Source organism: Mycobacterium sp. KBS0706, from assembly GCF_005938675.2.
Taxonomy (GTDB): Bacteria; Pseudomonadota; Alphaproteobacteria; order DSM-16000; family Inquilinaceae; genus Inquilinus.
The window spans coordinates 104,912-130,441 of sequence record NZ_VCCH02000004.1 but is presented as its reverse complement, the minus strand read 5'-3'; the positions used below and the strand labels follow the sequence as shown (position 1 = coordinate 130,441).

Annotated in this window: 14 protein-coding genes; 8 read left to right on the top strand and 6 right to left on the bottom strand. The window is 68.5% G+C overall.

All coding sequences use genetic code 11. From position 1 onward, the window contains the following. Positions 1 to 119: 119 nt before the first annotated feature. From FFK22_RS42690 to FFK22_RS42685, 6 genes are all read left to right on the top strand, one after another. Positions 120 to 7,082 (top strand): autotransporter outer membrane beta-barrel domain-containing protein, encoded by a 6,963-nt coding sequence (locus FFK22_RS42690; protein WP_186002286.1) that lies wholly within the window; start codon positions 120 to 122, stop codon positions 7,080 to 7,082. Between the two features lie 369 nt (positions 7,083 to 7,451). Further along, complete coding sequence (locus FFK22_RS03585; RefSeq protein ID WP_138887407.1) at positions 7,452 to 9,554, top strand: type VI secretion system Vgr family protein; 2,103 nt, start codon at positions 7,452 to 7,454, stop codon at positions 9,552 to 9,554. Positions 9,555 to 9,583: 29 nt separating this feature from the next. After that, on the top strand, positions 9,584 to 10,156 hold the full coding sequence (locus FFK22_RS03580) for a hypothetical protein (RefSeq protein WP_138887408.1): 573 nt from the start codon (positions 9,584 to 9,586) through the stop codon (positions 10,154 to 10,156). A 51-nt stretch (positions 10,157 to 10,207) separates the two neighbouring features. Beyond that, positions 10,208 to 11,380, top strand: a complete 1,173-nt coding sequence (locus FFK22_RS03575) for a tetratricopeptide repeat protein (RefSeq protein WP_138887409.1) — start codon at positions 10,208 to 10,210, stop codon at positions 11,378 to 11,380. 451 nt (positions 11,381 to 11,831) lie between these two features. Further along, positions 11,832 to 15,800, top strand: coding sequence for an RHS repeat-associated core domain-containing protein (locus FFK22_RS03570; RefSeq protein WP_138887410.1), 3,969 nt, complete (start codon positions 11,832 to 11,834; stop codon positions 15,798 to 15,800). Beyond that, positions 15,797 to 16,267 (top strand): hypothetical protein, encoded by a 471-nt coding sequence (locus FFK22_RS42685; protein ID WP_186002285.1) that lies wholly within the window; start codon positions 15,797 to 15,799, stop codon positions 16,265 to 16,267. Before FFK22_RS03570 ends, FFK22_RS42685 begins: the two co-directional genes overlap by 4 nt. Positions 16,268 to 16,803: 536 nt before the next feature. Here the strand turns inward: FFK22_RS42685 and FFK22_RS44315 are convergent. From FFK22_RS44315 to FFK22_RS03550, 4 genes are all read right to left on the bottom strand, one after another. Beyond that, positions 16,804 to 16,929 (bottom strand): hypothetical protein, encoded by a 126-nt coding sequence (locus tag FFK22_RS44315; protein ID WP_306770066.1) that lies wholly within the window; start codon positions 16,927 to 16,929, stop codon positions 16,804 to 16,806. Between the two features lie 282 nt (positions 16,930 to 17,211). Then, on the bottom strand, positions 17,212 to 18,468 hold the full coding sequence (locus tag FFK22_RS03560; RefSeq protein ID WP_138887463.1) for a cysteine desulfurase-like protein: 1,257 nt from the start codon (positions 18,466 to 18,468) through the stop codon (positions 17,212 to 17,214). Between the two features lie 34 nt (positions 18,469 to 18,502). Further along, positions 18,503 to 19,180, bottom strand: coding sequence for an amino acid ABC transporter permease (locus tag FFK22_RS03555; protein ID WP_138887411.1), 678 nt, complete (start codon positions 19,178 to 19,180; stop codon positions 18,503 to 18,505). Between the two features lie 61 nt (positions 19,181 to 19,241). Beyond that, positions 19,242 to 20,033 (bottom strand): ABC transporter substrate-binding protein, encoded by a 792-nt coding sequence (locus FFK22_RS03550; protein ID WP_138887412.1) that lies wholly within the window; start codon positions 20,031 to 20,033, stop codon positions 19,242 to 19,244. 323 nt (positions 20,034 to 20,356) lie between these two features. On the opposite strand from FFK22_RS03550, the gene FFK22_RS03545 reads away from it, so the two are divergent. Together FFK22_RS03545 and FFK22_RS03540 are read left to right on the top strand one after the other, a co-directional pair. Next, complete coding sequence (locus FFK22_RS03545) at positions 20,357 to 21,148, top strand: cyclase family protein (protein WP_138887413.1); 792 nt, start codon at positions 20,357 to 20,359, stop codon at positions 21,146 to 21,148. 38 nt (positions 21,149 to 21,186) lie between these two features. After that, positions 21,187 to 21,690: a MarR family winged helix-turn-helix transcriptional regulator gene (locus tag FFK22_RS03540; RefSeq protein WP_138887414.1), complete on the top strand. Its 504-nt coding sequence runs from the start codon at positions 21,187 to 21,189 to the stop codon at positions 21,688 to 21,690. A 19-nt stretch (positions 21,691 to 21,709) separates the two neighbouring features. Here FFK22_RS03540 and FFK22_RS03535 read toward each other — a convergent pair whose 3' ends face one another. Both FFK22_RS03535 and FFK22_RS03530 read right to left on the bottom strand, forming a co-directional pair. Then, positions 21,710 to 23,251, bottom strand: coding sequence for an indolepyruvate oxidoreductase subunit beta family protein (locus FFK22_RS03535; RefSeq protein WP_138887415.1), 1,542 nt, complete (start codon positions 23,249 to 23,251; stop codon positions 21,710 to 21,712). Positions 23,252 to 23,256: 5 nt separating this feature from the next. Continuing rightward, positions 23,257 to 25,410 (bottom strand): indolepyruvate ferredoxin oxidoreductase subunit alpha, encoded by a 2,154-nt coding sequence (locus FFK22_RS03530; protein WP_138887416.1) that lies wholly within the window; start codon positions 25,408 to 25,410, stop codon positions 23,257 to 23,259. Positions 25,411 to 25,530: the final 120 nt, after the last annotated feature.

The following is a 25,530-nucleotide window of genomic DNA, read 5'->3' as shown; positions in this document are numbered from 1 at the left end:
CCGCATGTGCATAACCACTTAGGCTCATTCCCGACCTGGAATGTTCGCCGGCGCCTCGATGTGGGGCATCCGCGCCGGCCGGACGGCAGGGCATGTGAATGAGCATCTGGGGGGCTGTGATGACGGCAGGGCTGGTTTCCAACACCTGTTCCAGGATCGACGCGTCCATCCGGCCGACCCGCGCGGGCCTGATCGCCGGGTTGCTCGGCACCACGGCCTGGCTCGCCATGCCGGACCCGGCCGCGGCACAGAGCTGCGGCATGCAGGGCAGCGTCTACGCCTGCACCTATTCCGGCACCGTATCCGCCTACAACTTCTTCTACGCGAATGCCGGCGCCGCCAATGCCGCGCCGATGACGGTGCTGTCGACCGGCAACGTGTCGCTGGCGGTGAGCCCGGATGGGGCTGACGGGCTCAATTTCGGGGCCTTCGGCTTCAGCCAGGCCAACCAGGGCGGCGGCAGGACCCAGGGGCTTCAGTTCACCAATCAGGGATCGATCATGCTCACCGCCGCGTCATCGACGGGCAGCTTTTCCTTCGGCCTGCAGGTGACGCAGACCGCAGGCAACGGCAATCCGGGCGGATTAAGCACCAGCCTCGGCGGAAGCGGTGTTCCCGCCGGCATAACCATCAACAACTCGGGCGCGATCGACCTCGATCTATCCGGCATCCAGGTCGGTGGCGGCGGCGGCATCCTGGGGGTCGATTCTGGCGGGAACGGCGTGTCCGGCGGCGTGGGCGGGTCGTCCGCGGGCGTGGCGATCACGAACACCGGCGCCATCACCGCCACGGTGACCACCCAGTATGGTTTCGCCGGCATCGCCGCACAATCGGCGGGCGGCAACGGCAGTTCCAACAACGACAACACCAATGGCTCCGGCGGAAATGCCGGGCCGGTCTCCGTAGCCAGTTCCGCGCCGATCAGCGTCGACTTCGCCTGGGCCGGCGGGGGCAGTGCCGACGGCCTGTTCGGCATCCAGGCGTCCGCCCAGGGCGGCAGCGGTGCCCTCGGCGGCAACGCTGCCGCCCTGGGCGGGGGCGGTGGCAACGCGGCCGCCGCATCGGTCACGCTCAGTTCGGGGGCCGATGTCAGCGTCACGTCGAGCGGCAGCGCCCCGACCTCCGGCACGCTGGTTTTCGGTGGCGGCGTCGCAGCGACCTCGATCGGCGGCAATGCAGGGTTGGGCGGCAACGGCCAGGATGGCTACGGCGGCGGCACCGCGGGAAATGCCGGAGGAGCGGCCATTTCGGTCACCGACGCCACGACCGCCACGACCGGCGACGATCTGCCCGGGCTGCTGGCCCTCGCCCTGGGGGGCACGGGCGGGGCCGGCGGCACCTGCTGCAGCGGCGCCACGACCCAGCACGCGCATGCCGGCGCGGGCGGGTCGGGCGGATCCGTCACCGGGGAAGTCAGCATCGGCCTGAGCGGGTCGTCTCCGGGGGCCGCCGCCGTGACCACGAATGGCGACCACTCACCCGGGGTCTATGCCGCCAGCCTCGGCGGCCAGGGTGGCACGGGCGCCGCGCCGAACGTCGAGTTCGGCGAAGGCACCGCCGGCTACGGCGGCAACGGCGGGTCGGCGAGCCCCGGCGGGACGCCGAACGGCAACGCGGTCTTCGTCTCCCTGGCCTCCGCCTCCATCTCCACCCAGGGCACCTCCTCTCCCGGCATCGTCGCCCAGGCCGAGGGTGGCCTGGGCCAGGATGGAAACACCGGAACCTCGGGAACGGAACCGATCTATGGCGGGAACGGCGGTCACGGCGGCACCGCAGGTCAGGTGACGGTCGTCGCCGACAGCGCCTCCACCATCACCACGGCGGCAGCCGATTCCATCGGCATCCTGGCGCAAAGCATCGGCGGCGGGCCCGGCGCGGGCGGAGCGGGAGCCGGCGACGGCGGTTCCGGCGGCACGGGTGGCACCGGCGGCAACTCCAGCCTGGTGCAGGTGACCAACGGCAGCACGATCAGCACCGCCGGCCAGACGGCCCGCGGCATCGTCGCCCAGTCGCTGGCCGGCAGCGGCGGGTCGGGCGGATCGTCGTGGGGGATTTTCCACAGCAGCGGCGGCTCGGGGGCTTCGGGCGGCAACACCGGCGAGGTCGATGTGACCAACACCGGGTCGATCACCACGACCGGGTCGAATGCGCAGGGTGTCCTGCTGCAATCGATCGGCGGCGGCGGCGGCGCCGGTGGCAGCGCCAGCGGCCCGATCTCGAATGTCGGCGGCAGCGGCAGTGCCGGGGCCGCCGGCGGGGCGGTGAATTTCACGTCGACAGGCCTGATCTCGACCACCGGCATCTCCTCCATCGGCGTGCTGGGCCAGTCGATCGGCGGCGGCGGCGGTGACGGCGGCGGCGCATCGGGCGGTGCCGTCACCCTCGGCGGCAGCGGCGGGACGGCCGCGAACGGCGGACAAGTCACGGCCTCGCTCAACCAGGGCTCGAACATCCAGACGACGGGCGACAACGCCGTCGGGGTCGTCATGCAATCGATCGGTGGCGGCGGCGGCAATGCGGGCCATGCCAGCAGCGGATCGATCTTTACGTCCTTCGCGTTCGGCGGCACGGGCGGGGCCGGTGGCGGCGGCGGCACCGCCACCGCCAACACGAACGGGGCCACGATCGTCACCCAGGGGTCCACGGCGCCGGGCCTGATCGTGCAGTCGATCGGTGGCGGCGGCGGAACCGGTGGCCAGGCCTTCGCCGGCTCGATCGGGGTGGGGATCGACGCGTCGGTGGCGATCGGCGGTACCGGCGGTACCGGCGGAGCCGGCGGCGCAGCGGCCGCCACCGTGGTGGGCGGATCGATCGCCACGGGGCAGGATCCGTCGCTCGTCAGCGGCGTGGGCACCGGCCGGTCATCCAACACACTGCCCGTCGACAGCATCGGCGTGCTGGTCCAGAGCATCGGCGGTGGCGGTGGGGCCGGCGGCACGGCGATCGCGAAAGCCGTCTCGATCGCACCCCCCACGGGCGACGCCACGGCCGCTCTGTCTATCTCGACGTCCTTGGGCGGGCTGGGCGGATCCGGCAATGAAGGCGGGACCGCGCAGTTCTCCCTGTCAAACGGCGGCACGATCATCACCAACGGCGCCGGCTCGACCGCCGTGCAGGTCCAGAGCATCGGCGGCGGCGGCGGCGAGGGCGGTGATTCCTCGGCCATGGCGGCGGTGCTGGGATATGGGCCGAATGGCGCGCCGAAAGACGCGAGTTCAGTCGGCATCACGCTCAGCTTCACGGTCGGCGGCCCGGGCGGCAGCGGCAGCGATGGCGGAGAGGTGCAGGTCGCGGTCGGCGGTACCGTCTCCGGCGGTGCCGATCAGAGCGGCAGCGCCCCGACCTCGATCATCACCTCCGGCGACTATGCGGACGGGATCAAGGCGCAGTCGATCGGCGGCGGCGGCGGCAATGCCGGCATCGGCAGCGGCAACACCCAGGGATTCGGCACGTCGACGACGACCTCCGTCAGCGTGACCCTGGGGTCGTCGGGCGGGACCGGCGGCAACGGTGAGACGGTGGACGTCGACCTGTATGCCGGCAACGGCATCCTGACCTATGGGTCGAACGCCATGGGCCTGTTGGCCCAGTCGATCGGCGGCGGTGGCGGTTCGTCCCAGGGCGGGTCTCTCAACGTCGTCCAGAGCTTCTCGGGGGATGACCAGACCATCAAGCCGGGCATCAACTTCAGCCTGGGCGGCACGGGTGTCAACGGCGGGACCGGCGGCACGGTGACGGTCAATGTGGCGGCGCCGATCACCACCTATGGCGGCGACGCGACCGGCGTGCTGGCCCAGTCGATCGGCGGCGGCGGCGGCGTCGGCGGCTCGGCCGGTTCCGACGGGTCGGCCGATAACCCGGTCATCACGGCTCTGCAGGGCCGTGAGTTCGGCAGCGATATCTCGAGCACCTTCGAAGGCCTGAACAACAGCGGTTCGAAGCCGGCGCTCAACCTCACCATGGCCCTGGCGATCGGTGGGACCGGTGGGACGGGCGGCACCGGCGGATCGGTCACGACCGACCTTTCGGCCCCGATCGCGACATCCGGCGACTGGGCCCAGGGGGTCGTCGCGCAATCGATCGGCGGCGGCGGCGGCAAGGGTGGAACCGCGGCCGCGACCGGCACCGGCGACTTCGCCGAGATCACCGACAATTTCGACCATGCCATCGGCGGCACCGGCGGCAGCGGCGGCGATGGGGGCACCGTGCAGATCAACTTCAACCAGGGGGTGTCCGTGGCCACGGGTGGCCCCAATGCGAAGAACGCTGTCGTCGGCGGCTTCGCCGCGTCCGGCGTGGTCGGGCAGAGCATCGGTGGGGGCGGCGGCCTCGGCGGTGACGGCACCGACATCGCCACCGGCACCATCACCGTGGGCGGTGCCGTCAACGGCAGCGACGACAACGAGAACGCCGGCGGCGTCGGCAACGGCAACACCGTGACGTTCAAGAGCTCGACTTCCGGCGCCGCCGGGATCAGCACCAGCGGCGACGCGGCGGACGGCGTCATCCTGCAGTCGATCGGCGGCGGCGGCGGCATCGGCGGCGCCGGCTCGTCCTACTGGACCCAAAACAACCGGCCCGAGGTGCCGGCCCTGGCTCCGGACGGGTCCCCGAACCAGCCGCTGAACCTCAATGTGGGCGGCGGCGGCAAAGCTAACGGCACCGGCGACACCGTCACCTTCGATTCCAGCAACGGCCCCGTCTCGATCGCGACATCGGGCTACAACAGCTTCGGCATCCTGGCGCAGAGCATCGGCGGCGGCGGCGGTCTCGTCAGCGCCACGCGCAGCACGTCGACCCAGATCACGCAGCTCGGCGGCCTGGGCACCGGCAATGGCGGTGCGGTCAACGTGACCCTCGGCGGCGGCAGCAAGATCACCACCTCGGGCGTCGGCGCGTTCGGCATCGCCGCGCAGTCGATCGGTGGCGGCGGCGGCATCCTCCGCGTCACCGGCTATCCCGGCGACGCCCCCGGCCTCTCGACCGGCAGCGACCAGAACACGCCGCAATCGAAGCCATCGACCGGCAATGGCGGCGAGGTGACCGTGACCGTCGATCAGAACAGCAGCATCTCCGTCACCGGCGGCGGCGCGATCGGCATCTTCGCGCAGAGCGTCGGCGGCGGGGGCGGGCTGCTCGCCAACGGCAACGGCATGTATGCGGGCACGCCGCTGCAAGGCGTCTACTCCTGCTCCAAGGACTGCCCGACGGGCGGCAGCGTCACCGTGAACGTCGACGGCACGGTGTCGTCCACCGGTGCCATAGGGGCCGCGGTCGTCGCGCAAAGCGCGGGCTACGGCTCGGACGCATCGGTCAAGATCAACGTCAACGGGACGGCGATCGGCGGCACTTACACCTACAACGGCGCCTCTGCCGCTCCTCTCGACGCGGCCGCGGACGCCACCCGTGGCTTCGGCGGCAGGGCCATCCATATCGACACTCCGGCAGGCAGCCAGGGCAATCTGGTGACCGTCGGCTCCAGCGGCTTGGTCACGACGGTGTCCGGAACCGACGGCATGGCGATCCTGGCGTCGGGGGGCGGGGCTGTCGACGTGACCAGCGACGGCACCATCACGGGCTCGCTGTTCCACAATGGCGGCCTGTTCACCAACCGCGGCACCTACAATTCCGGCACCGAGGTCCAGGGCCGCGTTCTCAACAGCGGCACCGTCAATCTCGGCCTGCCGGGCGAGCTGCGCAGCACCCATGTCACCGGCGACTTCACCCAGATCGGTGAAGGCCGCCTCGGCGTAACCGTCGACTCGCTGAACCAGACCGCCGGTCATCTGCAGGTCGACGGCACGGCGACGCTGGACGGCAACATCGCGCCGACGGCGCTGACGCTGCTGCCCGGCGCGCTGCCGGTGGTGACCGCAGGGCACCTTACCTCCACCGCCGACGGGCTGGACTCGCTCTTGTTCCATTGGGACACGGCGCAGTCGGGCAACACCCTGACGCTGGCGCCGCGCTCGGACTTCAAGCCCGGCAGCGTGGCCCTGAACGACAGCCAGTCCTCGCTGGCCGGCTATTACGGCCGGGCCTGGACCAACGGCGACAAGGCCTTCGCCACCCGCTTCGCCGAGCTGTCGACGATCAATGACCGCAGCGACTACAAGGCGGCGCTCGACGCCTGGTCCAGCAAGGCGGCGCATGCCCAGCCGATCGCCCTGGCCAATTCGGCCGGCACCATCCTGGGGGCGGCGATGAGCTGCCCGGTCTTCATCGACGACACCGTCCAGTTGGGCGAGGACAACTGCGCCTGGGCCAAGGTCACCGGGCGCTGGACCGACCAGTCCTCCACCAGCGACACCCAGGGCTACTACGTCTCGGGCACGACCTACCGGATCGGGGCGCAGCACGAGATCGCGCCGGACTGGTATCTCGGCGCCTCCTTCGGCTTCGGCCGGAGCTGGGCGACCATGGATGGCGGCTCGTCGGGCGACGGCGATACCTATGACGGGTCGGTGACGGTGAAGCGCGTCATGGGGCCGTGGCAGTTCGCCGGATCGGTCGCCTTCGCCGGCGGTTCGTTCGAGGCCAACCGGCGGGTCGACATCCCCGGCATCGCCGACGAGACGCTGAAGAGCGACCCCAGCATCTTCCTGGCCGGGGGCCGGCTGCGCGCCGCCTATGAGGTCGCCTTCGCCGACTGGTACATCCGCCCCTATGGCGATCTCGACGTGGTCTACACCGACCTGCCCGGCTTCGAGGAGAAGGGGGACGACCTCTACGCGCTCGACGTGCACGGCAACAGCAAGACCAGCGTGGCGCTGTCGCCGATGGTGGAGTTCGGCGGCCGGCTCGACCTGGACCCGGAGACCGCGCTGCGGGCCTATGTCGCCTTCGGCATGAGCTACCTGCCGGACAACACCCGGACGATCCATTCCAGCTTCGTCGGGGCGTCCTCGGCGAATGGCACCTTCAGCGACCAGATCGACTCGCCGGAGGTGCTGGGCCGGATCGATGTCGGGGTGCAGCTGTTCCGGGCCGGCGGCTTCGAGCTGAAGGGCGAGTACAGCGCCGATGTCGGCGGCTCTTTCCTCAGCCAGTCCGCCAGCGCAAGAGCCGCCTATCATTTCTGACGGCGCGGGCATCCGCCATGGCCGGGCCGCAGGGTCGACGCCCCGCGGCCCGGCCGGATCACGACCCAGGGTCGCGATCCGCCAGGACCGCTCGGGTGCATGACTTTGATCCTATCAACGTAAATCAAGCGCATTACCCCTCTGAGCTTGTTTGATAAACACGTTGAATATCTATAATATATTCGATTATATACGTATCAGTAAGAAATATGATTGATGATATTTTTGTTTTACTAATGTCTAGAAATAATACCTGTTCACTATTGAAGATAAAAATTTTCCTAGTCGGCGGCTGGAATCTGTCGCTGCGATTTGATATGGTCGATTCTCTCTAAGAATCGGACTCCATGTCTTGAATGGAAGCGTTCGATGGCGCTCTATGATTATGTCGAAACCTTGACGCAAACGGGGCGTCTTCTGGCCATCGAGACGCCGATCGGCCAGGATGTCTTCCTACTGGAGGGAATGGAGGGCGAGGAGGATCTCTGCGCTCTGTTCTCGTTCCGGCTCCGCGTCCGCTCGAAACGCCAGGATGTGACCCCGGCGGAGATGGTCGGCCTGCCGATCTCCTGGACGCTGGAGCTGCCGGGCGGCGGCCGGCGGGAATGGTCCGGCGTGGTCGGCGCGCTCGAGGCCGGCCCGATGCTGGGCGACGGCATGCGCGCCTATACCGTCACCGCCCATCCCTGGCTCTGGCTGTTCGGGCACACCTCCGACTGCCGCATCTTCCAGCACAGGACGACGCAGCAGATCCTCGAGACCATCTTCGCGGAGGCGAAGATCCGCGACTACGATTTCGGGCCGGTGATCGGCGCGAAGGCGGTGCGCGAATATTGCGTCCAGTACAATGAGACCGACCTGGATTTCATCTTCCGCCTGCTGGAGGAGGAGGGCTGGGCCTGGTGGTTCCGGCACGACCCCGGCGAAGACGGGGGGCAGGGGCGGCATGTGCTGGTGGTCGCCGACGGGGCCCATGCCTGGACGTCGGGCGACGAGCCGGAGCTCCGCTACGCCACGACCGATCTCGATCTGAACAACGTCACGGCCTGGACCCGCCGCTTCAGCTTCCTGCCGGGACGTCTGGCGGAGGCCGACTGGAACTTCGAGGCGCCGCGGGCGCCGCAGATGCAGGGCCAGCCCTCGCTCGCGCCGGTCAAGGCGAACCAGCTCTTCGAGCTCTATCGATGGGGCGGCCGCTTCACCGACCACGACCAGGCGGACCAGGCCACCCGGCGGAGGATCGAGGCCCATGAGGCACGGTTCGAGGTCGTCGAGGCCGATAGCCGCAACCGCCGCGTTCGGCCGGGCCAGAAGTTCACCCTGTACGGGCATCCGGCCGAGGCCGAGAATGCGGACTATGCCGTTGTCGCGGTCCATCACGCGGCGCAGGACTCGACCTATGCCGGCGGCGGCGGGGCGCCGCCCGGCTACGCCAGCCGCTTCACCGCCATTCCCGCCGCCGTGCGCTACACGCCCGCGCAAAGAACGCCGCGGCCGCGGATCGACGGTATCCAGACGGCCATCGTCGTCGGCCCGCCCGGCGAGGAGATCCACACAGACCAGTACGGCCGGGTCAAGGTCCGGTTTCCCTGGGACCGCTACGCCAAGGGCGATGACGGCGACAGCTGCTGGCTGCGCGTGTCGCAGCCCTGGGCGGGGCGCAACTGGGGCGCCCAGACCATCCCGCGCGTCGGCATGGAGGTGCTGGTCGCCTATGTCGAGGGCGATCCCGACAAGCCGATGGTGGTGGGCGTGGTGCCGAACACCGACCAGATGCCGCCGCTGTCGCTGCCGGCGAACCGGACCAGGACGTCCCTGAAGACCGCATCGAGCCCCGGCGGCGCCGGCTTCAACGAGCTGAGCTTCGAGGACCAGGCCGGCGCCGAGGAGGTCTTCCTGCACGCGCAGAAGGACGCCAGCGAGATCGTCAACAGCAACAAGCTGCTGACCGTCGGCAATGCCTATACGGCGGCCGCCCAGACGCTGCACATGACGACGGTGCAGGCGTCGCAGACCACGATGACGCCGGCGGACATCGTGCTGCAGCACCTGGGCAGCATGATCCGGATGGACGCCAGCGGCATCACCATCTCCTTCGGCAGCGGGCACGCGATTCAGCTGAGCGACGCCGGCGTCCAGATCCGCTCGACCGCGAAGGTCCAGGCCGTGCAGGGCGAAGCGGCCAATTTCGTCTCGATCGACAAGGACGGCGTCTACACCAAGGGAAAGACCGTCACCCAGGACGCGGACGGCGTGGGGGCCCACCAGATCCATATGAGCGGCGAGGGCATCGGCATCCATTCCGACGCCGTGGTCACGGCGTGGCAGGCCGACGACAACTTCGTCGCGATCGACAAGGACGGCGTTGTCTCCAGCGGCCGCACCAGCATCAAGAAGCAGGCCGCCGGTTCGACCCTGGAGATGAACGGCGAAGGCATCTCGCAGAAAGGCCCGCTGATCCGGCTGAACTGACCGGTTGCGCGGCGAAAGGGAGAACGCAGATGGTGTTTGCCGGGTCCAGGATTTCGGCGCCCGCCATGGCGGCGGCCCAGGGCATGAAGGACATGACGCTCCATCAGGCCACCAACAGGTCGGTCCGGCCGCTGATGGAGCATCCGGCCGCGCCGTCGGCCGCCGATCCGGCGGCGGCGCTGAAGGGGGCCGGATCCCTGCCCGTCGGATTGACCGAGCTGACGGGGGCCGCGCTGCCCACGGCCCCCGATCTGGTTCCGTTTCCCACGGTTCCGCCCGCCAGGATCGCCCGGTTCGCCGGATTGCCGCGGGCGCCGGGGGCGGCATTGCTGCAAGCCCCGGCCGCGACTGTGCCACAGGCGCTGGCGGATCCGGCCGGCGCGACGCAGGCCAGGACCGCCGCCGAAGGGGTCGCCCGGCGTCGCCCGGACCTGCCGGCCGATCCGGCGGCCGCGACAATGGGTCGGCCGGCGGAGAAACCTGCCGCGCCGGACCCAGCGCTCGGCCCCGCCCAAGCCCCCGATCTGCCCGACAAGGCTGCCGAGGCCGCCTTCGACGAGGTCACGCGGCGGCTCCCGCGGGTCCGCCCGGCCACCCGGTGACGAAGACCGTCGAGCCATCGGCCCATCCGATAGCGGAACAAGGATCCCGGCATGCCCCTGACGGCGTTCTTCTCCGAGCAGCTGGATCAGCTCGAAGACTTCATGGACGAACCGGGTCCGGTGGTCCGCATCGTCCTCGTCGACCCGGAGATGCGCGGGGTCCTGCTCCGGATGCTGGGCGGGCTGGATGAGCAGGAGGATTTTCTCCACCTGCTGATCGCGCATCGCGAGCCCTTCCGCGATCCGGCCGGCTGGTTCGGCAGCCTGCTGCACGGCCTGGACGCGCAGATCGAGCAGCATGCGGAGGCCCTGGCCGAAGCCGGTATCGGGCTCGAGGACGAGGCCGGCCCGTCCGCGCCATGGCGGTTCCTGCGGCGCGCGGAGGGCCTCGCCGATGCCCTGCCGGAGGCGGTCGGCAGCCTCGTCTTCCTGATCGATCCCGAGGCCGTCGAGGATCGGGACGGCTTCACCCGGTCGATCGCCTTCCTGGCGGACAAGGTCGCAAGCCCGAGGCTGAAATTCATCGTCCTCCACGGCCGGGGAGACCCCGGCGCCGTCGAGGCGGATCGTTCCGGCGTGAGCTGCCAGGTCTTCTGGTGCTCGCCGGAGGAGATGGAGCGGCGGGTGAACGCCACGCTGGAGCAGCCCGCCGCATCCCCGGCGGACCACCGCCGCGCCCTGATGATGGCCGCCGGCTTCGCCTTCTCGAACCGGGACTATCCGCGAGCCGAAGCGCTGCAGCGGCAGCAGCTCGACGCCGCGGAGGCGGCGGACCAGCCGCTGGAGCAGGCGATCGGAGCCTATGGCCTCGGCAACACGCTGCTGGCGGAGCAGCGGGCGGAGGAGGCGGCGGAGGCCTTCCTGCGGGCCTGCGACCTCTGCGTCGCGCATCAGCTGAACGAGCTGGCGCCGATGGCCTACACCAATCTCGGCGTCGCCCTGCACCGGCTGGGCAATTTCGACCAGGCCTTCGAGGCGCTGCGCGTCGGCAGCCGGTTCTTCCGGGCGCAGGGCAACCGGCCGGGCGAGGCCTTCGTCTGCGACAACCTCGCGGCGATGCATCGGGAGCTGGGCCGGCCGGACGAGGCCGCCCGGGTCTGGCGCTATGCCCAGGGCCTGTACGAGGGCATCACCAACCCGGCGCTGCAGGACGTGCGGGAGGCCGGGCGCGCCGATGTCCGCGCCAAGCTGGACCAGCTGGGGCATAGCGGCCATGGCGCTTGATCCGAGCGCCGTCGGCGGGGTCATCGCCCGCGGCGGCAACGCGGCGCACACGGCCCAGTCCCCAGCCGGCGGGCCCAATCCGCTGGACGTCTGGACCCACACCGGCGAGGGCTTCGGCCAGCAGGGCGCGACCAGCTCGATGGATCTGAGCCATATCGGCTCGACCCCGGTCGGCGATGTCCCGGGCGCCATGAAGATGCAGGCCGGCAGCCTGGTCGAGGCGCTGAAGGCGGTCAAGGACGCCGACGGCGCCCTGGCCACGACCGGCGCCGTGTTCGGCGCGCTGACATCGGCCGAGCAACTGATCTCGATCCCGTTCTCGGCGATTCCCTTCCCGGCCCTGCCGGCGGTGCGCATCCTCGACTTCGCCATCGGCCTGCCGCACGCCCACACCCACCCGCCGAACCTGATCCCGCCGGCGCCGCCGATCCCGCTGCCGAGCTTCGGCCCGGTGATCCCGATCCCGTTCCTGTCGGGCGCCAGCACGGTGCTGATCAACGGCATGCCGGCGGGGCGCTGCCTCGACATGGGGCTGGGGATCTGGTGCGGCGGCTATTTCCCGATGTTCGAGATCTTCCTCGGCTCCTCCTCGGTCTGGATCGAGGGGATGCGGGCGGCCCGGATCGGCGTCGACATCACCAAGCACTGCGTGTTCTCGTCGTTCAAGGTCGGGCCGAGCGATCCGCCGCTGGGCGTGCCGATCGGCACCACGGTGACGGCGAGCCCGAACGTCATCATCGGCGGCGTGCCGATGCCGTCGCTGATGGCGATGGCCATGGGCGCGGCGATGAAGGGCGCGTTCAAGGGCCTCGGCAAGCTCGCCGGGGGCGTCTCGAAGGGCGTGGCGAAGCTGCCGCGGGTCGCCCGCGTCGTCGACAACCTCAAGGCGGGCGCCCGCGGCATCGGCGGTGCCGCCCGCGACCGCGTCCGGACGCTGCTCGGCGACCCCGTCGACATGGCGACCGGCGACTATGTCGATTGCCGCAGCGACATCGAGATCCCCGGAGTCCTGCCGCTCGAGCTGATGCGCGTCCACCGCTCCGGCTGCGACGTCCGGGGCGCGCTCGGGCGGCGCTGGTACAACAGCTGGAGCCAACACCTGATCCGCGACCCCGAACGGGATGCGGTGGTCTGGATCCGCGACGACAGCGCCGAATTCGCCTTCCCCTGGCCCGGCCGCCGAGGCATCGGCACGAACCCGCTGCTGCCGAGTCTGCGGCTCGAGACCCATGGCGGAGAGACCCGGATCGTCGATATCGTCGACGGGTCGTTCCGGACCTTCGCGACACCGAAGGACGGCCGGTCGCCGATCACCGGGCTCGGCGACCGGCACGGCAACCGGATCGACTTCGAGCGGGACGACCAGGCTCGCCTGCGCTTCGTCCGCCACACCGACGGCCATGAGCTGTCGGTCGAGACCAATGCGGAGGGCCGCATCCTGGCGGTGCACCTGCTCTCCGATCCGACCGGTCAGGACACGGAGCCCCTGACCCTGGTGCGCTACGGCTACGATGCGCGCGGCCATCTCGAGTTCGTCGACAGCCTGTCCGGCGGCATCTTCCATTACCGCAGCGACGCCGAAGGCCGCGTCACCCGCTGGGCCGACAGCCTGCACACCTGGAGCGAGATCGACTATGACGAATCCGGCCGGGTGGTGGCGACCCGGGCCGCGGGGGACCTGTTCTACGACAGCTACGAATACGACGACGCCGAGCGCCTGAGCCGGCACATCGGCGCCAACGGCGCGGTCACCACGTTCCGCTGCGACGAACGCGGGCAGGTGATCGAGCGGATCGACGCCGAAGGCGGCGTCGCCCGCCAGGAATGGACCGAGCGCGGCGAGCTTCTCGCTTATATCGACGAGCTCGGGCACCGGACCGAATACGGCTACGACGCCTTCGGCAATCGGACGGAGATCCGTTATCCCGACGGCACCTGGGAAAGCTTTCTGTTCGACGGCCGCGGCCGGCCAGCCGGCATCGTCGATCCGGCGGGGAATCGCTGGACGGTGGCCTGTGACGACAACGGCAATCCGAACCGGATCGTCGACCCGCTCGGGAGCGGCACAGAGTATCAGTATGACGGCAGGGGGCGAATCCATACCGTCACCACAGCCACCGGTTCCGACGCGCCGGTGACCGTGACCCGGCTGGAATATGACGCCGTCGGGCGTATCGCCGGGATCATCGATCCGCGCGGCGGGCACAGCACGATCACCCGCGACAGGCTCGGCCGCGTCCTGTCGCGGCACGATCCGCTCGGGGCGCAGACCCACTTCGCCTACGACGCGCGCGGCAACATGACCGAAGCGATTCTGGCCGACGGCACGCGAATCGCGGCGGCATACGACGGCGAAGGCAACCTCGTCCGGTTCCAGAACGGCGAAGGCCATGTCACACGCTATGTCTACGGTGCCTTCGACCTGCTGCGCGAGGTGGTCGACGCCGAAGGGGGGCGCTATCGCTACGAGTACGACGGCAACCGGCGCCTGACGGCCATTGTCAATCCGAAGGGCGAACACACGAATCTCGTCTACGACCGCGCCGGCCGACTGGTCGAGGAGACGGATTTCGGCGGCCGGACCTATGGCTATCAGCATGATGCGGCCGGCCGCGTGGTCGAGCGGATCGAGCCGGACGGGGCCGCCCGTCGTTACGTCTATGATCCGGCTGGTCGGGTGGTCGAGGAGGTGACGGGCGAGGGAGTGCGTCGCCTCGCTTACGACGCGCGCGGCCTCCTGGCGGAGGCGAGCCTTTGCGGCCATGTCCTTGCTCGCGAGCATGATGCGCTGGGTCGCGTGGTCGCAGAGTTCCAGAACGGCGTCGCGATCCGATCCCGCTACGACGGAGCAGGCAATCGGGTCGAGTTCGAAACGCCGCAGGCGGCGACCCGCTTCGCCTACGACCCGTCGGGTCTGTTGGCCGCGATCGGTCTCGGCCCCGGCGGGGAGTTGACCTTCGGACACGACCTCCTGGGTCGGGAAACGACGCGAAGCGATCAGCGCGGCTTTTCTCTCAATCAGGGCTGGGATCCCCTGGGACGGATCGTCAGCCAACAGGTCGCGGCGGCCGGAGGTGTAGAGCCGCCCGCGGCCAGCGGGGCGCTGATAGACCGGCGCTGGCGCTACGACCGTGTCTCCAATCCGGTGGCGATCGAGGATTCGCGCTGGCCCACGCTGCGCTATGCCTATGACGGCAACGGCCAGATCGTGCAGGCGGCGCCGGGCCGGCCCCGGGGCAGCCGGCATATTGAAGCCTATGCTTATGATGCGGCTCGGAACCTGGCCGGACGCCAGCGGCTGTCGTCGGAGCCGATCGAGGACGATGGCGAAACCATGCGCCCGATCGCGTCCTGGCGACCGGGAGAGGGTTGGATGGTGCTGCGCGGCGGCGCTGTCGGTGCCACCGGGCAGGCCCGCTACGTCTGGGACCGGCGCGGCCGGCTGGTTGAGAAGCACCGCTCCCGCGACGGATTCCGGCCGCAGCTCTGGCGATTTCATTGGGATGATCGCGACCGCCTGATCGGGGTGGAGACGCCGGAGCATGGGCGCTGGCTCTATCGCTACGATGCGCTCGACCGACGTGTCGAGAAACGCCGGGCGAAGGGCGGCGGCACCCGCTATCTCTGGGATGGCGAGGTGGTGGTGGAGGAGATGCCGGTGGACGGCGCCGGTACGCCCGACCCGTCGCAGGCCGTGGTCTGGACTTACGCGCCGGGTTCGCCTGTGCCCCTGGCGAAACGCCAGGGCGATCGCGTCTGGTACGTGGTGGCCGACCAGATAGGCACGCCGCGCGAGTTGGTGACGGCGGATGGCCGATTGGCCTGGGCGGTGGTGCACGACACCTGGGGCGCGGTCAACGACAACGCCGCGCCGCCCCCCGAGACCGATTGCCCGATCCGCTTTCCCGGGCAGTGGCAGGACCCGGAGACCGGTCTGCACTACAACCGCTTCCGGGTTTACGATCCGGAGATCGGTCAGTATCTTTCGCCGGATCCGATCGGGCTCCTCGGCGGGCTGCGGCCCAATGGATACGTCCGGGCGCCGACAACAGGGATTGACCCTACCGGTCTGGCGGAATACTCGCGTCGGATTCCGACAGATGATGAGTTACTCCAGTCAGCAACGCAAAGATCGCTGGCTGGATATGACGTCTATGGGTCGTCTCGTCTCGTTGGAGATACGTGGGAGACTGATATATTCCTTTTGGAAGCAGCTGAGAATGCTCAGGGCATGGGAAATCTCGTGCAGGCGTTAAAGGAAGAGGCTGCTGCCGCCGGCGCCTCTCGCATCAGTATATCTGCGGTGGCTATAATAAACCCGAAACTGCAAAGGATGATGAGGCCGGCAATGGCAGAGAGATTCGGCTTTACACTTGTGAAGCAAGGAAATAATTTCCTTCTTGAAAGTATCGTTCCATGAATATTGATAAGTCTGAGGAAATGAGAAGTCACATTTGTAGAGTGTTTATCCGGAGAGGCGGGAACGGTCAATATATTTCTCTCTTCGAAGATCTTGATAGCGAAAAGAAAAAGGAAATCATCTCCAAGGTAAAATTGGGAAAAATGGAAATGCCAGTGGTCGGTGGTATTTTTAGTAACAATCATTGGATCTTGCTTACAACAGACAGGCTGATCTGGTGTTCTGACATGGTGGAAAAAAGTGTCAAGATCGATGAAATGCGCAATGCCAGTGTGAATTTGCTTGAGTTGAAAAAAATGGGCCAAACCAAGAATCAGATGACTCGTTTAATTTTGAAAACTTGTTCTGGAGATGAGCATTCAATCGAGATCGAGGCGGGTCCGCCTTTCAGCGGACTGTGGAATGTCCTGAAAAGCCTGGGTCTGAAAAATCAAAGACAATCGAACGATCAGTCCCCATTGCCCTGAAAGGGCCTGAAAACACTGCGTTGGCGGCGTCACTCACGCTCTCCCGTTCGCTCGCTGTCCCGTTGGGTCCCCTGATGAAGTCGAGCATGAGCGGCGCGGCCGCGGCCGCGTGCGTCTCGAGCAGGAGGTGGCCGGCGTCGAGAACATGGGCTTCCATCCTCGGCAGAGCCCGCATCCTTGACAGGATCTCGGCGAGAGATCGAAGAAGGCATCGTGCCGTCCCCACAGCATCACGGAAGGCGGCTGCCAGCGCGCGATACAGTCGGGATCTCGTCGCCGGCGAGAGGACCGCCGCGAAGCGACGGAAGGCCTGCGGGCGGTGATCGCCGGGATCACCCTGCGGCCCTGAGCAGGGCGAGATGCATCGCACCCGTCTCGACGTAGACACGTCCCAGATCAGACGGCCTGCAGACGACATCCCGGCATTGCTGAGCGTCTATTGCAGCCGTGGTCATATAAACCCGTGGTAAGCAGTCGACCAGGCACTCTTGTCTCTCATGCAGCGTTGCGCGATCGGACGGCCACGGCGAGACCGTTCAGGGAGCCGCCCGCAGCCGGCCCTTGGCGACCATGCCGGCGGCGGCGACCAGCGCCGGGACCGCGGCGACGCTGAAGACGGTGGCAAAATCCCAGCCGAGGGAGAGCAGGATGCCACCGGTCATCCCGCCAGCCCCGACATGGCGAGGGCGTATCCGCCGGTCCGCTGTTCCAGTCGGCCGTCGGCCAGGGGGATCTCGGCCGGGCTTGGCTGGCCCTCAACACTCCGGGATGGCGGGTGCGAGACGCCATTATCGCCCTGCGACTCTGATGGGAGCGGCCGGAGACGTACGATTCGCCCGCTACGCCGAGGGCTGGATTGACTTTGCATCCGCCGCCCCTCCGCAAGAGAGCTACTGATTGCGAGCGGGACTTGCAGCCACGCCGTCGACCTGTCGCGGCCGGGATCACCCGGTCCGGCGCAGGGCGGCGGCCAGCGCCTCGCCGAAGCGCCGTACCTCGCCGATCGTGTTGTAATGGACCATCGAGGCGCGCAGCGCGCCGGTTGCCATCGGCAGGCCCAGCCGATGCATCAGCCGCGGCGCATACATGTGGCCGTCCCGGATGCCGATGCCGGCGTCGGACATCGCATCGGCGATCGCCTGGGGTGAGCGGCCGGGGATGTTGAAGCAGATCGTCGGCACCCGCCCATCCACCCGGGCCTCGTCGGCGATGCCGTAGATCGTGGCGCCGCACGCCTTCAGCTGGCGCAGCATCTCGCGCGACAGCTCGGCCTCATAGGCCCGGATCGCGGCCATGGCCGCCACGATGTCGCCGCGGCGCGACCCGATCGACGGGCCGGTGAAGCCGCGGCCGAGCGCTTCGAGATAGCGCACCGAAGCGTCCATGCCGGCGACGTTCTCATAGACGAAGGTGCCGGCCTCGATCTTGTAGGGCGGCTCGTCCGGGATGAAATCCTCGCGGAAGGTCGGCAGCCGCTTCAGCGCGTCGAAGCGGCCCCAGAGGAAGCCCATATGCGGCGAGAAGTTCTTGTAGCCGGAACAGACCAGGTAGTCGCAAGCCCAGGCCTGGACGTCGATCAGCCCGTGCGGGCCGTAATGGACGCAGTCGACGAAGACCTCGGCACCGACCGCCTGTGCCGCCCGCGACACTTCGGCGATGTCGACGATGGTGCCGATCGAATGCGCCGTGGCGGTGCAGGCCACCAGCCGCGTGCGCGAGGACAGCAGCGGCACCAGGTCCTCGACATGCAGGGTGCCGTCCTCGCGCATCCGCCACCAGGCGAATTTCGCCCCGGCGCCCTCCAGCGCCAGCCAGGTGGCGATGTTGGCATCGTGGTCCATGTCGGTGACCACGATCTCGTCGCGCTCCCCCAGCGTCTGGCCGATGCCGAGGCTGACCAGCCGGATGAAGGACGTCGCGTTCATGCCGAAGCAGATCTCGGCCGGGTCATAGGCGTTGACCAGCAGCCCGACGCTCTCCCGTGCCTCGGCGACCGCGCGGTCGACCGCCTGGCTCTTGTTGTAGCGGCCGCCGCGCTGGACGTTGTGGTCGACCAGGTGGCGGGTGACGGCGTCCAGCACGCTCTGTGGAATCTGCGCGCCGCCGGCATTGTCGAGGAAGATGAAGTCGCCGGCCTTCTCCTTCTGCAGGGCCGGGAACTGGGCGCGCACCGCCTCGATCGGGAAGGCGTCTGCTGGCATGGGGGTCACGATGATCTCCGTTGATGGGACGCGGTCAGGGCCGGCCGGCGCGCCGCTTGGCGCGCATTTCGAGATGGCCGATCAGCCGGACCAGCGGCCAGAGGAAGGCGAGATAGATGATCGCGGCGCCGATCAGCGGCGTCGGGTTGGCCATCTGGGCCTGGGCGTCGGTGGCCTGCTTCAGCAGGTCCGGCATGGCGACGACCGAGGCCAGGGCCGTGTCCTTGAACACCGACACACAGTTGCTGGTCAGCGGCGGGATGATGACGCGGATCGCCTGCGGCAGGATGACCTTGCGCATCGCCAGCCAGAACGGCAGGCCGAGCGCGGAGGAGGCCTCGAACTGCCCGCGCGGGATGCTCTCGATGCCGGCGCGGCAGACCTCGGCGGTGAAGGCCGCCAGCACCATCGACAAGGCGAGCGTGGCGGAGACGAAGGAGGACAGCCGGATGCCGATGAAGGGCAGGGCGTAGTAGATCAGGATCAGCAGCACCAGGATCGGCAGCGCCCGGAACACGTCGATGTAGCCGATCGCGAGCAGCCGCAGCGGCCGGGGGGCGTAGAGCCGGACCAGGCACACCAGCAGCCCGGCCAGAGTGCCGAGGATGATGCTGGTGCAGCCCAGCAAGATGGTGTTGCCCAGGCCGCGCAGCAGGATCGGAAAGGCACGAACCAGTACCGGCCCGTTGAAGAAGGTGTCGATCAGTTCCATGGTCCGGACCGGCTGACGCAGCGGAAGGGCCGGACGCTGCGCCCGGCCCGGTGATTTGCCGTTACTGGGCCTGCGGGATCGGCCCCGGCGTCACCGTGCTGCTGCCGGGTTCCGGATCGACCCCGAACCAGGTCTTGTGGATCGCGGCCAGGGTGCCGTCGGTCTTCATCGCGCTGATCGCGTCGTTCGCCTTCGCCAGCAGCGGATGGTTCTTGCGCGTCATCATGGCGAAACGCTCGCCGGTCGGGATGCGGACCAGGATCTTCAGCGCCGGCATCTGCTTGATCGCGTATTGGAACCCGGCCAGCTCGCCGGCGCCGCCGTCGATGCGGCCGTTCTGCACTTCGAGCAGCAGGTCCTGCTGCGCGTTGTAGCTCTTGACCTCGGCGAAGCCGAGCTTCTCGCCATTGGCCTTGGCATAGACCTCGCCGGTCGATCCCGAGATCACGCCGATGGTCTTGCCCTTCAGGTCGTCGAGCGAATGGATCGGCGAATCCGCCTTGCCGACGATGGTGCCGTCGCTGTCGTAATAGGGCTGGGTGAAGGCCTGGTTCTGCAGCCGCTCATTGGTCACCGAGATCGAGGAGATGGCGAAATCGATGCGGCTGGAGCTGGTGGCGGCGAACAGCGCCTGGAAGCCGAGGTCCTGGAACTCGGCATCGGCGCCGATGCGCTTGGCCACCTCCTTGGCGACGTCGACCTCGAAGCCCTCGAAGGCGCCGCTGTCGGTCTTGTACTCCCACGGCGGATTGGCCGGGTAGGCCCCGACCGTGATGGTCTCGGCCTGCGCCGGTGCTGCCGCCGCTACGCCGAATGCGACCAGGAGTCCCAGCGTCCCGAAGAATTTCATCATGCGTGCCTCCTCTGCCGTCCCGCATCGCGGGACTTATTTGCTTTTCGTCGCTGAAGAGGCTGGCGCTGTTCCGGCCGAGGACCGTCCGCTCGCTGGGCGGGCGGGCTGAGACGCCGCCTCGTTGGCCGCGCTATGTGATCACGGCGGATACCCCCGATCAATCGGATTGTTTTAGGTCTGAAGCTTCTCCTATGCGATTCCATGCTTCTTTCGGGCTGGTGTACTGGAACACCAAGCCAGATAGTTGTGATTGCAGATATTCTGACCTAAGGTTCCGGGATGACGAACCGGGTCGACCCGGCAGAACCAAACGGGAGGTCATGATGGCAACCGATAGTCTCGCCGGCCTGGCGTCTGCATTGCTCGACGGCTCGATCAGGGTGGTCGACCTCACCGCGCCGCTCGGGCCGGAGACGCCGGTGATCCAGCTGCCGCCCCAGATCGGGAAGAACACGCCGGCGGTGAAGGTCCACCCCATCTCGCGATACGATGAGAACGGCCCGTTCTGGGCCTGGAACTGGCTCGAGCTCGGCGAGCATACCGGCACCCATTTCGATGCCCCGGTGCACTGGATCACCGGCCGGGATCATCCCGACAACACCACCGACCGCATCCCGCCAAAAAGCTTCGTCGCGCCGGTCAACGTCATCGACCGCTCGGCGGAAACGGCCGCCGACCCCGACTATCTGCTGACGGTCGACAGCATCAAGGCCTGGGAGGCCGAGCACGGCGCGATCGAGGCCGGATCCTGGGTCGTGCTGCGCACCGACTGGTACAAGCGCAACGGGACGTCGGAGACCTTCCTGAACGTCGACCAGAACGGCCCGCATTCGCCGGGCCCGACGGCGGAGGCGATCGAGTATCTGCTGTCGAAGGGCATCCTCGGCTGGGGCTCCGAGACGGTCGGCACCGATGCCGGCTCGGCCGGCGGCATGACCCCGCCCTTTCCCGCCCACAATCTGCTGCACAAGGCCAACCGCTACGGCTTGGCCAGCCTGTGCCACCTCGACCAGCTGCCGCCGAAGGGGGCGATCCTGATCGCGGCGCCGCTGAAATTCGTCGGTGGCACCGGCTCGCCGGTGCGCGCCCTTGCACTGGTGCCTCGGGCAGGGTAGGGGCCAGCCTCGCAAGACTGGAAGCAGGTGGGAGCGCGATGACCGACAGATTTGCCGGAACGGTGCTGCGCCGGCTGGAGCAGGGCGACACGCGCCCGACGCTCGGTGAGATCGGCCTCAACCAGTTCGCGCCCTATCTGATGAACCGGGTGATGGCGCGCTGGAACGCCAACATGTCGGACGCGCTGAAGGCGCACGACATGACCACGACCAAGATGCGGGCGCTCGCCATCCTCGGCATCTCCTCGACGCTGACGATCAACGAACTGTCGGTCTATGCGGTCACCGAGCAGTCGACGATGAGCCGTACGCTCGATGCGCTGGAGGAGCAGGGCTATATCCGCCGGCAGCCGCGCGCCGAGGACATGCGGGTGCGCGACATCGCCATCACCGAGGAGGGCCGGGCCGTCTTCGACGCGGTGTGGCCCACCATGTACGGGCTGCTGACGCAGATGTTCGAAGGCGTGGACGGCGACGAATACGTCGCCTTCGTCGCCACCCTGCACAAGATCCTGCGCAACATCCGCAAGCACGATATCTGAGCGGCCGGCGCCGCGGCGGTCACAGCGTCGCGATGGTCTTCAGCGCGCCCTCCAGCGTCGTGCCGTCCTCGTCGGCCAGTGCGGCCTGCCGCAGCCGGCGCAGCCAGGCAGCACCGTCGTCGCGGCCGACCAGCAGGGGCAGGCCGGACAGCACCCGCTCGAACTTCGATTCGCCGCGGGCATGGGTGTCGGAATAGCCCTTGACCAGCCGCCGGCATTCCAGGACCTCGACCGCCAGGTCGTAGTTGACCCGCAGCGTCTCGAGGGCGGTGGCCAGCCAGGCGTCGCGATGGGCCGTCTCGCGCGCATGGCGCAGCGTGCCGCGGCGGACTCGTCGCAGCCCCGACACGGCCTGCAGCCCCAGGAACCAGAAGATCGTCCCGGTGCGCACGCGCCGGCCGCGGCTGACCAGGCGGTCGAGGCGCGAAAAGAGGGCAGGCCGGTCCTCGATCCAGGCGCCGAGCGCTCTCGGCAGCGTGCCGCAGACCTCTTCCATGCGCGGATGCATGTATTCGGTGGTGGTGACGATCTGGTCCGGGCCGGCGCCGACCTCGCGGCGCACCCGCTCGAACCGGCGCGACCGGACCTTCAGGTCGGCGACGCGGATGACGTCGTCATAGGCCATCGCCACCGCCACATGCTTCGCCGCCGCCAGGGTGAAGGCTAGGCCGTTCCCAGCGCCGCCTTGCGCCATGTCCTCGGCGTGCAGCCGGGCCAGGAGCGTCAGGTACTCATCCGCATAGGCCGGGTCCTGGTAGTCGGTCAGCCGCTTCACGCCGGCGAACAGCATGGGATGAGCGGCGGCCGGAAACTCCTGCGCGATGCGCCCGACGAGGTGGTCGAGCGCCGGGTGCCCGACGGTCACCGGCAACGCCTCGAAGCGCTTCCCGGGCGTGCGGGCGACCGCCTCGGTTTCCGGCACGGCGGCGCGGTCGCAGGCGGCGCGGAAGGCGGCGACGCTCGGTTCCACGCCGCGGCCGCCGGCGCGGATCGTCGCCTCGAACGCGTCCCTCGGGAACGGCAGCACCCCGGCCCCGGCCAGGGCGCCGAACATGGCAGCGGAGATCATGCTGCCGCTGCGGCCGGCCATGGCCTCCATGTCGAAGGCGATGGTGCGCTTCGCGGCGAAATCCGTCGCATCGACGACGGCCACGGGGTCGCCGGTGCCGTCGCCCGGTTTCTCCTTCTCGACCACGGCGAAGGACCGGTGCGTCGACGCGATCAGGGTGGTGCGGTCGGGCGTGACCAGCCCACGCAGCACCGCGCGGCCGGCCTCCATCAGCTCGGCCGCCATCACCACGTCGACATCGCCCGGCGTCGGCATCAGCGCGAAGACCGGTGCAGCGCCCGGCTTCGCCGCGATCATCTCGATATAGTAGATGGTCGCGCCGGTGCGCTGGGCCACGCCCGGCACCGAGGTCGACTGGGCGACCCAGCCATTGCCCTCGGCCAGCGCCACGATCCAGTCGGCCAGCACCCCGCCGCCTTGGCCGCCCATGGCGAGGATGGCGATGGCCAGCGGCCGGTCCTGGGACAGCAGCGAACGGTCCGGCGGCATCATGGCGTTCATTCGGCGAAGGCGATGCGGCGGCTTTCGCGGCGGCGCTGCAGCCAGCCGATCACCGCGCCGCGCAGCCGCGCCAGCAGCCGGTCGGCCCGGGTCGGGTTCTGGATGATGTCGGCCCGGTAGAAGGACGGGCACAGGATCGCGGCCTCGGAGACCTCGCCGCAATTGCCGCAGCCGACGCAGGACTGGTCGATGGCGGCGACCGGATCGTCCTTCAGCGGGTCGTCGGTGTGCTTGACCGACAGCGACGGGCAGCCCGACAGCCGGATGCAGGCATGGTCGCCGGTGCAGACATCCTCGTCGACGCCGAAGCGCTGCCGGACCACGCGCCGCCCGTCCTTCACCGCCTTCGCCAGCAGCGGCCGGATCCGGCGCTGCTTGTTCAGCATGCATTCGGAGGAGGCGACGATGATCTTCGGCCCGGGCTCGGGCGTGGTCAGCGCCTCGCGGAAGGTGTCCCGCAGGCGGGCGACATCGTAGGTCCGGTCGATCTGGCGCACCCATTTGGCGCCGATGCCGCGGACCGCGTCGGTGATCGCGTTGTTGGTCTGGCGCCGCGGGTTGTCGGCGCGGGAGGAGGGGATGTCCTGGCCGCCGGTCGCGGCGGAATAGTAGTTGTCGACGATCAGGATGACGCCGTCATGCTTGTTGAACACGGCGTTGCCGATCGAGGAGGCGAGGCCGTTGTGCCAGAAGCCGCCATCGCCCATCACCGAGATCGCCCGCTTGTCCGCCTTGACGTTGAAGGCCGAGGCCGAGGCCGGGCCCAGGCCGTAGCCCATCGTCGTCGCGCCGATGTTGAAGGGCGGCAGGATCGAGAACAGATGGCAGCCGATATCGGCCGAGACGTGATGCGCGCCCAGCTCCTTCTCGGTCAGCTTGAGCGCGGCGAAGATCGGCCGTTCGGGGCAGCCGATGCAGAAGCCGGCGGGGCGCGGCGGCACCACCTCGGCCAGCGCCTTGACCCGCGGCTCGGCCAGCACCGCCGAGGCATCCGGCAGCGGCGGCCGGTTGCCGAGCAGCACCGGCGCGTAAGCATCGAGGAAGGCCGAAAGCCCCTTCATCAGCACCGGCGCGGTGTACTCGCCGCCCATCGGCAGCACATCCTTGCCCGCGACCCGGGTCTGGATGTCGCGGCGCTTCAGGATGGCGTTGAGCGACTGCTCGATATAGTCGGGCGACCCTTCCTCGACCATCAGCACCGCGTGCCTGGACGCGCAGAACGCCGCAAGCTCGTCGTCGATCAGGGGATAGGCGACGTTGAGCACATGGATCGGCACGAGGGAATGGCCATAGATATCGGCCAGGCCGAGCAGCTGCAGCGAGCGGATCAGCGAGTTGTAGAGCCCGCCCAGCACGACGATGCCGACATCGCCCGCCGTCGGGCCGAAGGTTTCGTTCAGCCTGCGGCCCTTGATGAACTCGACCGCCGCGGGCCAGCGCTGCTCGATCTTCTCCTTCTCATGCAGGAAGGAGGCAGGAGGCAGCACGATCCGACCGGTGTCGCGCACCGGGTTCTCCATCGCCTGCTTCAGTGTGAAGGCCGGGCGCTGGTTGTCCTTGGCGGTGAACTGACCATGGACATGGCAGGTGCGGATGCGGACCTGCAGCATCACCGGCGTGTGGGTGGCTTCGGAGAGCTCGAAGCCGGACTCCACGGCCTGCACGATCGACGGCAGGTTCGGGCGAGGATCGAGCAGCCAGATCTGCGATTTCATCGCATAGGCGTGGCTGCGCTCCTGCATGATCGAGGAGCCCTCGCCGTAATCCTCGCCGATGATGACGAGGGTGCCGCCGGTGACCCCGCCCGACGCCAGGTTCGACAGCGCGTCGGCGGCGACATTGGTGCCGGCGGTGGACTTCCAGGTCACGGCGCCACGCAGCGGATACATCACCGACGCCGACAGCATCGCCGCCGCCGCCGCCTCCGAGGCGGAGGTCTCGAAATGGACGCCGAGCTCCTCCATCACGTCCTTGGCGTCGGACAGCACGTCCATGAGATGGGAGATCGGCGAGCCCTGATAGCCGCCGACATAGGCGACGCCGGATTGCAACAAGGCCTTGGTGATGGCGAGGATGCCTTCGCCCTTGAAGGTCTCGCCCTCCCCGAGCTTCAGATCCTCGACTTCCCGGGCAAACGAGCGCTCGGCCATGGCGTTCCTCCGCCGGCGACCCCTTGGTCGCAAATTATTTGCAGAAGCATATTTTGCGCAGGGTCTTTGTCAACACGGGATCGGCCGGAGCGGTATGGCGGGTTGCCGAAATCATGCACC

Bases quoted from the DNA above. Each gene is read 5' to 3' on its own strand.
- FFK22_RS03560 (WP_138887463.1), bottom strand. From the start codon at position 18,468: ATGCCAGCAGACGCCTTCCCGATCGAGGCGGTGCGCGCCCAGTTCCCG.
- FFK22_RS42690 (WP_186002286.1), top strand. From the start codon at position 120: ATGACGGCAGGGCTGGTTTCCAACACCTGTTCCAGGATCGACGCGTCC.
- FFK22_RS03540 (WP_138887414.1), top strand. From the start codon at position 21,187: ATGACCGACAGATTTGCCGGAACGGTGCTGCGCCGGCTGGAGCAGGGC.
- FFK22_RS03545 (WP_138887413.1), top strand. From the start codon at position 20,357: ATGGCAACCGATAGTCTCGCCGGCCTGGCGTCTGCATTGCTCGACGGC.
- FFK22_RS03530 (WP_138887416.1), bottom strand. From the start codon at position 25,410: ATGGCCGAGCGCTCGTTTGCCCGGGAAGTCGAGGATCTGAAGCTCGGG.
- FFK22_RS03535 (WP_138887415.1), bottom strand. From the start codon at position 23,251: ATGATGCCGCCGGACCGTTCGCTGCTGTCCCAGGACCGGCCGCTGGCC.
- FFK22_RS03585 (WP_138887407.1), top strand. From the start codon at position 7,452: ATGGCGCTCTATGATTATGTCGAAACCTTGACGCAAACGGGGCGTCTT.
- FFK22_RS03580 (WP_138887408.1), top strand. From the start codon at position 9,584: ATGGTGTTTGCCGGGTCCAGGATTTCGGCGCCCGCCATGGCGGCGGCC.
- FFK22_RS44315 (WP_306770066.1), bottom strand. From the start codon at position 16,929: ATGACCGGTGGCATCCTGCTCTCCCTCGGCTGGGATTTTGCCACCGTC.
- FFK22_RS03555 (WP_138887411.1), bottom strand. From the start codon at position 19,180: ATGGAACTGATCGACACCTTCTTCAACGGGCCGGTACTGGTTCGTGCC.
- FFK22_RS03550 (WP_138887412.1), bottom strand. From the start codon at position 20,033: ATGATGAAATTCTTCGGGACGCTGGGACTCCTGGTCGCATTCGGCGTA.
- FFK22_RS42685 (WP_186002285.1), top strand. From the start codon at position 15,797: ATGAATATTGATAAGTCTGAGGAAATGAGAAGTCACATTTGTAGAGTG.
- FFK22_RS03575 (WP_138887409.1), top strand. From the start codon at position 10,208: ATGCCCCTGACGGCGTTCTTCTCCGAGCAGCTGGATCAGCTCGAAGAC.